General features: G+C 72.9%; 2 protein-coding genes. Both read right to left on the bottom strand.

The features are described from left to right. Nucleotides 1–1,154: acetoin utilization protein AcuC (locus CA983_RS43665; protein WP_086606112.1), on the bottom strand; the 1,154-nt coding region annotated here is incomplete at its 3' end. Beyond that, nucleotides 1,105–1,409 (bottom strand): MFS transporter (locus CA983_RS43660; RefSeq protein WP_143645838.1); only part of this gene is annotated, 305 nt, incomplete at its 5' end. The genes CA983_RS43660 and CA983_RS43665, both read right to left, overlap by 50 nt.

The raw sequence follows: 1,409 nt of genomic DNA, 5'->3' as shown, positions 1-1,409 counted from the left end.
AGCGGGAACACCGCCCGCCGGGCCGCCAGCACCGCCTGGTCCAGCCGGTCCGCGGGATCGTAGCCCTCCTCCCAGCTGGGGAAGGCCACGGGCCAGCGTCCGTCCGTCATCCGCGCCGGGGCCAACTGCCGGGTCCGGGCGAACGCTTCCTGCCGCCAGCCCTCCGGAATCACCGCCCCGGGCTCCACGGCCCGGCCCGCCGCGATCCCGACCAGATGGGTCCACGACCGCGGCACGACGTCCACCACGGCGTAGCCGCCCCCGCCCAGCGCCACCCACCGCCCGTCGGCGTACTCGTGCGCCAGGTCGTGACAGGCCACCTGCACCGCCCGCTGCGCGTCCAGCGACACCGCCAGATGCGCCAGCGGATCCTCGAAGTGCGTGTCGGCCCCGTGCTGCGTCACCAGCACCTGCGGCCGGAAGTCCGCGATCAGCTCCGGCACGACCGCGTGGAACGCCCGCAGCCACCCGGCGTCCCCGGTCCCGGCCGGCAGCGCCACGTTCACCGCCGAGCCCTCCGCCGAGTCCGCCCCGGTCTCCTCCGGCCACCCGGTCTGCGGGAACAGCGTCCGGGGATGCTCGTGCAGCGAGATCGTCAGCACCCGCGGGTCCTCCCAGAACGCCGCCTGCACCCCGTCCCCGTGATGCACATCGACGTCGACGTACGCCACCCGCTCGGCCCCGAGCTCCAGCAGCCGAGCGATCGCCAGCGACGCGTCGTTGTAGATGCAGAACCCGGAGGCGCCGCCGGGCATCGCGTGGTGCAGCCCGCCCGCGAAGTTCACCGCGTGCAGCGCGTCACCGCGCCACACGGCCTCCGCCGCCCCCACCGACTGCCCGGCGATCAGCGCCGACACCTCGTGCATCCCGGCGAAGGCCGGATCGTCCATCGTCCCCAGCCCGTACGACTGGTCCGCCGCCCGCGGATCCGCCGACGCGGCCTTCACCGCCTCGATGTAGTCCTCCCGGTGGACGAGCCGCAGCGTCGACTCCCCGGCCGCCTTCGCGGCGACCACCTCCACTTCACGGTCCAGCCCGAAGGCACCGACCAGTCCCCGGGTCAGGGCGAGCCGGACCGGGTCCATCGGATGCCCGGGACCGAAGTCATAGCCCGTTACTGCCTCGTCCCACATCAGCTGTGCGCGGCCGCTCATGACCGCCACCGTATCGGTCCGGTTGAGGCGCGAACGACCGGGCGTACACCAGCGTCACCAGCACCAACACCATCGGCACAACCATGGCCCCGCGGTAGCTCCACAGGTCCCCGAGCGCCCCGACCAACGGCKAACCGATCAAAAACCCCACATAGTTGAAGACATTCAGCCGCGCCACGGCCGCATCCGAAGCCCCGGGGAACAACCTGCCGGCCGCCGCGAACGTCTGCGGCACCAGCACACACAACCCCAGCC

The organism is Streptomyces swartbergensis (genome assembly GCF_002148965.1).
GTDB classification, from domain to species: Bacteria; Actinomycetota; Actinomycetes; order Streptomycetales; family Streptomycetaceae; genus Streptomyces; species Streptomyces swartbergensis.
This window is presented reverse-complemented; position numbering and strand designations above follow the sequence as displayed.